Genomic DNA, 5671 nt, shown 5'->3' with positions numbered 1-5671 from the left:
CGACTATCTGCCCAAGCCGTTCGCGTTCACCGAACTCGTCGCCCGGATAAGGGCGTTGGCCCGTCGGGCGCAGCCCGCGCTGCCGCCGGTCCTGGTGCGCGGCGAACTCCGGCTCGACCCGGCGCGCCGGGAAGCCACCCGGGCCGGCTGCCAACTGCCGCTCAGCCCCAAGGAGTTCGCCGTACTCGAACTCCTTCTCGGCGCGCAGGGGACGATCGTGTCCACCGAGGAACTCCTGGAGCGGGCATGGGACGAGGCCGCCGATCCGTTCAGCCAGACCGTGAAGGTGACCGTCAGCAGACTGCGCCGCAAACTGGGGGAGCCGCAGTTGGTCGAGACGGTGGACCGGGCGGGGTACCGCATCCGATGAGGGCGTGGGCCCTGCCGCGGCGGCTGCACGGACCGCGCACCGTCCGCTGGCGCCTCACCCTTCTCTACGGCGCGCTGTTCGTGGCGGCCGGCGCGCTCCTGCTGACCTTCGTGTACCTGCTCGCCCACGCCACCGTGGGCGTGTCCGCCACCTCCGGCGGGAACACCCAAGTGGTCAGCGGCGAGCCCGCCTTGACCGCGCCGACGCTCACCGCCGTCGCCGAGGCCGCCCGCAGCGACCAGCTGCACCAGCTGGTCGTCTACGCCGTCGTCGCGCTCGCCGTGATGACCGTGGCCTCGCTCGCGCTGGGCTGGCTGATGGCCGGCCGGGTGCTGTCGCCGCTGCGCACGATGACGGCCTCCGCCCGCCGGATCTCCGCCGACAACCTGCACGCGCGGCTCGCGGTGCCCGGCCCCGACGACGAGTTGAAGGCGATGGCGGACACCTTCGACGCCGTACTGGCGCGGCTGGAGGGCGCGTTCGAGGCGCAGAAGCAGTTCGTCGCCAACGCCTCGCACGAACTGCGCACCCCGCTCACGCTCCAGCAGGCCATCGTGGACGTCACCCTCGCCGACCCGGACGCCTCGGTGCAGACGCTGCGCACGGCGCTGGCCCGGGTGCGGGCGGCCGGGCAGGAGCAGGAGCGGCTGATCGAGGCGCTGTTGACGCTGGCGCGCAGTCAACGGGGGCTGGAGGCAAGGGAGTTCGTCGACCTCGCGGCGGTCGTACGGGACCGGCTGCCCGACGCGGGCCTGTGCGACGCCGGCCTGCGCGTCGAGGCCCGGCTCGAATCCGCTCCCGTCCTCGGTGATCCACAGCTCATCGAGCGGCTGGTCGTCAACCTGACCGACAACGCCGTACGGCACAACCTCCCTTCGGGGGAGGGGAGTTGGGTGAGTGTATGGACGGGGCTCGACCCACTGGGCCGGCCCGGGCTGCGGATCGAGAACAGTGGGCCGGTGATCGCGGCCGACCAGGCGGCGGGGCTCTTCGAGCCGTTCCGGCGGCTGGGGGCGGAGCGCGTCCACAAGCGGGAGGGGCTCGGCCTCGGCATGTCCATCGTGGCGGCGGTCGTGGCGGCGCACGGTGGCGGGGTGCGGGCGCGGACGCGTCCCCGGGGCGGGCTGGTGGTGGAGGTGAGCTTGCCGAGGTACGTCCTGCCGCTGTCCTCGGTGCCCGTCGGGGTGGGCGGTCGTGTCGTGTGAACAGGCGGTTACTTCACAGCCAACCGATCGACAAGGTGTCGGGTCCGCGGGGACCCGCTCGACGCAGCGTCCATTGAACGGACACGGCTTCGCACGTCATGCTGCGCGGGTGCCCAAGACCCCGAAGCCGTACTCGCCCTCCCGCCGCTCCCTGCTGCGCGCGGTCGGCTCCGCCGCCGCGCTCGGCGCCCTCGCCGGGTGCGGTGTGCCCGCCGCCTATGTGAAGGCGAGCGACCGTGCCGGTGCCGATCTGTCCGCCACGGACAAGCGGCTGACCTGGGCGAACTGGCCGCTGTACATCGACACCGATGACGACGACGAGACGAAGCGGCCCACGCTGGACGCCTTCGAGAAGCGCACCGGGATCTCCGTCGACTACATCGAGGAGATCAACGACAACGACGAGTTCTTCGGCAAGATCAGCCCGGCCCTCATGAACCACCAGCAGACCGGCCGCGACCTGATCGTCATGAGCGACTGGATGTGCGCGCGGTTCGTCCGCCTCGGCTGGGTGCAGCGGATGGACCGGGCGGCGCAGCCCAACGTGGCGAAGTACCTCGACCCGCAGCTCAGCTCGCCCGCCTTCGACCCGGGCCGCCGGTACACCGTGCCGTGGCAGTCGGGCATCACCGGCATCGCGTACAACCACCGCAAGCTCGGCCGCGAGATCCGGCAGGTCTCCGACCTGTGGGCGAGCGACCTGAAGGGCCGGGTCACCCTGCTCTCCGGCCTCGACGAGGCGTTCGCGCTGCTGATGCAGGGCAACGGCGTCGACATCACCAAGTGGACCGCCGCGGACTTCCACAAGGTGTGCGACCAGGTCCAGACCCAGATCAGCAGGAAGCAGATCCGCCGCTTCACCGGCAACGACTACACCAAGGACCTGGTCAGCGGTGACGTCCTGGCCTGTCAGGCGTACTCCGGCGACGTGATCCAGCTCCAGGCCGACAACCCGGACATCCGCTTCGCCGTCCCCGAGGAGGGCGCCGAACTCTGGGCGGACTCCCTGATGATCCCCGACCTGGCCCGCCACAAGACCAACGCCGAAAAACTGATCGACTACTACTACGACCCCGAGGTCGCCGCCGAACTCGCCGCCTGGGTCAACTACGTCTGCCCCGTCCCCGCCGCCCAGGACGTCCTGGCAGCCTCCAAGGACAAGGACACCGCCGAGCTGGCCGAGAACCCCCTGATCTTCCCGGACGCGACGATGCGGAAGCATCTCGCGATCGCGCGCGACATCACCTCCACGGAACGGGTGGAGTTCGCGAAGGAGTGGAACAAGATCGTGGGGTTGTAGGTGACCGCGTCCGAACAGGCTGCCTGCGCCCACTGCGGCCAGGACCGGGTGCGCTGCTACGAGCGCAAGGACACGGCCGAGAAGTTCTTCCTGTGTCCGGAATGCGAGTCCGTCTGGGAGCTGGAGGACGACCTTCACGAGGACACGGACAGGTACTTGAGCGAGTACCTGCTGACCGGAGATCCCGTGAAGGACTGGGAGATCATCGCTCCGTGCGCCTGAGCGAGCGGTGACGCGGGCGGCGTGCGCCGCCAGGACTCAGGCTCCCGTCCGCCGCTCGCCCCGGGCGTCCTGCGGCCTGGCCCTGGCCTCGATGTGGCGCCCCACCGTGAGCGCCTCGCGCAGTGCCGGCTCCAGGTCCTGGATCACGCTCTCGGAACCCATGAACTGATCGGCCAGCACCCGCCCGGTCTGTACGGCTGAGTGCCGGTGCGGCGCAACGTGTTGGTGTGGGAGTAGCGGACTGCTACGACTCGCCGCCCTCCAGTGCCGACGGATTCAGCGACGCCAGCAGCTTGAGCAACAGCGCGTGCGTCTGCTCCTGCTCCGTCGGCGTCAGGGCCTGAAGCGCCTCCGCGTGGGCGGCGTCCACCGTCTCGGCCGCCTGTGCCGCGAGCCGCACACCGGCCTCGGTGGCATGCAGGCGCTGGGTGCGCCGGTCGCCGGGGGTGGTCCGGCGCTCCAGCATCCCCCGCTCCACCAGCCCGTTGACCGCCGTACCCATGGACTGCGGGGTGATCGCCGCCCGGCGTGCCGCGGTCGCGCTGGAGACCCCCGGGTCCAGCACGGCCTGCATCAGGGCCCGGTGCTGGGCGAGGGTCAGCCGGAGCGGGCGCAGGGCGCGCTCCATCCGGGCCGCCATGATCTGGCCGATCTGCCAGGCCACATAGCCGGTACGGCGGTCGGGATGCTTCACGGAGTGGACCTCTTTTGTAAGGCAGCTGATTGTGATGTACAAATAATATCAGTTGCCTTCTAATCTAGGACGCCCCCGATGTCCCAGCAAGTCGCCACCCGACCGTCGCACAAGCACGCCCTGGACGTGGCCCACCCACCCCCCGGCCCCGGAAACGCGCGCGCCGTCCTGCTCCCCGTCGCGGTCGTGCTGCTGATCGGCACCGTGTTCGTCAGCGTCTACCTCGCCGCCTTCCACGCCCCGCGCCCGCACCAACTCCGCGTCGGCACAACGGAGATAGGCACCGCGCAGGCCCGCCTGAGCCAGGATCTGGAGCGCGTCGCCCCGGGCGGCTTCAGCGTCGAGACCTACCCCGACGAGTCCGCCGCCCGCAACGCCGTACAGGACAGGAAGGTCTACGCCGTCTACCTCGGCGACGGCAAGCTCCTCTACGGCAGCGCGAACGGCGCCGCCGTCACCGCGACCGTGACCACCGCCTTCGGCTCGGTGGCCCACGCCGAACAGCGTGAACTCGCGGTCGAGGACGTGGCCCCGGCGGCGGCGGGCGACACCCGCGGCCTCTCCGTCTTCTACGCGGCCTTCGGCCTGGTCCTCGCGGGCTACCTCTTCGGTATGACCACCTACCAGCTCGCGCCCCGCCTCCAGTACCGCTGGCGGATGGCCAGCCTGGCCCTGTTCGGCATCGTCGGCGGCCTCCTGATCGCGACCATCGCCGGAAGCACCGGCTTCGGCGCGCTGCCCGGCTCCTTCCTGCCGCTCGTCGTGGTCATCGCGCTGATGGGCGCGGCGGTCGGCGGTACGACCATGGTGCTGCTGCGGCTGTTCGGCTCGGCCGGCGTCAGCCTCGCCTCGATCCTCATGCTGATCCTCGGCAACAGCAGCAGCGGCGGCATCATGCCCGCGGCCTACCTGCCCGGCTGGCTGCGCCCGCTCTCCGAGATCCTGCCGGTCGGTGTCGGCGTCCGCGCGATGCAGGGCCTGTCCCGCTTCCAGAACGACGGCCTCACCCGCGCCCTGGTGATCCTCCCGGTGTGGGTGCTCGGCGCCGCCCTGATCCTCTACCTCAAGGACGTCTACCGCCGCGGCACTCCGGCCGCCCAGCCGGCCGAGCCCGCGTGAAGCCGTCAACTCCCTTGCCTTGCCGCGGACTAGAGCCGAATAGCGCGGACTAGGCTCGACGCCGTACGACGGGACCGGGGCGCCGGTGCCATCACCGGAGTCTCGACTTGAGGGAGCCCGCCATGCCCACAGAGTTCGCCGCCAAGGTCCTCGCCCTGGTCGACGCGACCGACGCCGTCGGCTTCAGCCGCCTGTTCGCCTTACAGGGCCGGATGCGTTTCGGGAACGACGCACCGATGACCGGACCCGAGGAGATAGCGGCCGGAATCGGCGGCTTCTTCACCACCATCAAGGGGCTGCGCCACACCGTCGTCCGTGAGTGGTACACCGGGGCCGACGCCATCATCGAGGAGACGGTCGACTACTTCCGGCTGACCGGAGACACCGTCACCGTCCCCGCCGTCACCATGTGGCACGTCGACGAGACCGGCCTCATCGACGACTTCCGCGTCTACATCGACCTGGCCCCGCTCTTCGCCTGAGCCCCCGTGTCCGGCGCGTGGCGGTGAGTGAAGTCCCGGACGGATCCAGGACTTTGCCCGCTCTTTACAACCCGCCCTCCCGCCGCCTCGTCTCTCCGCTCGATCCGTGACCCGCCCCGCCGGTGCACCACCGGCGGACCCGGCGGGCCGGCCGACGAGAGAGAGCGATTCATGCGCCGAACTGTCCTCAGCGCCATGGCACTCGCGTGCGGCGCCGTACTGGCGAGCACCGTGCCCGCCTTCGCCCACGGGGCATCCGCGTCGCCCACCCGCGCCGCG

General features: G+C 70.7%; 8 protein-coding genes and 1 pseudogene. 7 read left to right on the top strand and 2 right to left on the bottom strand.

Features of this window, described 5'->3' with window-relative positions:
- From R6V09_RS44395 to R6V09_RS44380, 4 genes are all read left to right on the top strand, one after another.
- A partial coding sequence (locus tag R6V09_RS44395; protein WP_317887164.1) for a winged helix-turn-helix domain-containing protein occupies nt 1-370 on the top strand: 370 nt, incomplete at its 5' end.
- The gene (locus R6V09_RS44390; protein ID WP_317887163.1) at nt 367-1575 is read left to right on the top strand and encodes a sensor histidine kinase; all 1209 of its coding nucleotides are present in this window, start codon (nt 367-369) and stop codon (nt 1573-1575) included. The genes R6V09_RS44395 and R6V09_RS44390, both read left to right, overlap by 4 nt.
- A 109-nt stretch (nt 1576-1684) precedes the next feature.
- Complete coding sequence (locus R6V09_RS44385) at nt 1685-2875, top strand: polyamine ABC transporter substrate-binding protein (RefSeq protein WP_317887162.1); 1191 nt, start codon at nt 1685-1687, stop codon at nt 2873-2875.
- Nucleotides 2876-3097, top strand: coding sequence for a hypothetical protein (locus R6V09_RS44380; RefSeq protein WP_317887161.1), 222 nt, complete (start codon nt 2876-2878; stop codon nt 3095-3097).
- Between the two features lie 36 nt (nt 3098-3133).
- Here the strand turns inward: R6V09_RS44380 and R6V09_RS44375 are convergent, their stop codons facing one another.
- Together R6V09_RS44375 and R6V09_RS44370 are read right to left on the bottom strand one after the other, a co-directional pair.
- Nucleotides 3134-3277: a hypothetical protein gene (locus R6V09_RS44375; protein WP_317887160.1), complete on the bottom strand. Its 144-nt coding sequence runs from the start codon at nt 3275-3277 to the stop codon at nt 3134-3136.
- A gap of 64 nt (nt 3278-3341) precedes the next feature.
- Nucleotides 3342-3791: a MarR family winged helix-turn-helix transcriptional regulator gene (locus tag R6V09_RS44370; protein ID WP_317887159.1), complete on the bottom strand. Its 450-nt coding sequence runs from the start codon at nt 3789-3791 to the stop codon at nt 3342-3344.
- A 78-nt stretch (nt 3792-3869) separates the two neighbouring features.
- On the opposite strand from R6V09_RS44370, the gene R6V09_RS44365 reads away from it, so the two are divergent.
- The 3 genes and pseudogenes from R6V09_RS44365 to R6V09_RS44355 all read left to right on the top strand — a co-directional run.
- Nucleotides 3870-4910: an ABC transporter permease gene (locus R6V09_RS44365; RefSeq protein ID WP_317887158.1), complete on the top strand. Its 1041-nt coding sequence runs from the start codon at nt 3870-3872 to the stop codon at nt 4908-4910.
- A 122-nt stretch (nt 4911-5032) separates the two neighbouring features.
- Entirely contained in the window at nt 5033-5392 is a 360-nt protein-coding gene (locus tag R6V09_RS44360) for a nuclear transport factor 2 family protein (protein ID WP_317887157.1), read from the top strand.
- A gap of 171 nt (nt 5393-5563) precedes the next feature.
- Nucleotides 5564-5671, top strand: a pseudogene (locus tag R6V09_RS44355) (sortase-dependent protein); the annotation flags it as partial.

The organism is Streptomyces sp. W16, assembly GCF_033194735.1.
Taxonomy (GTDB): domain Bacteria; phylum Actinomycetota; class Actinomycetes; order Streptomycetales; family Streptomycetaceae; genus Streptomyces.
Note: the sequence above shows the minus strand (reverse complement) of the source record. Positions and strands in the feature narration are given on the sequence as shown.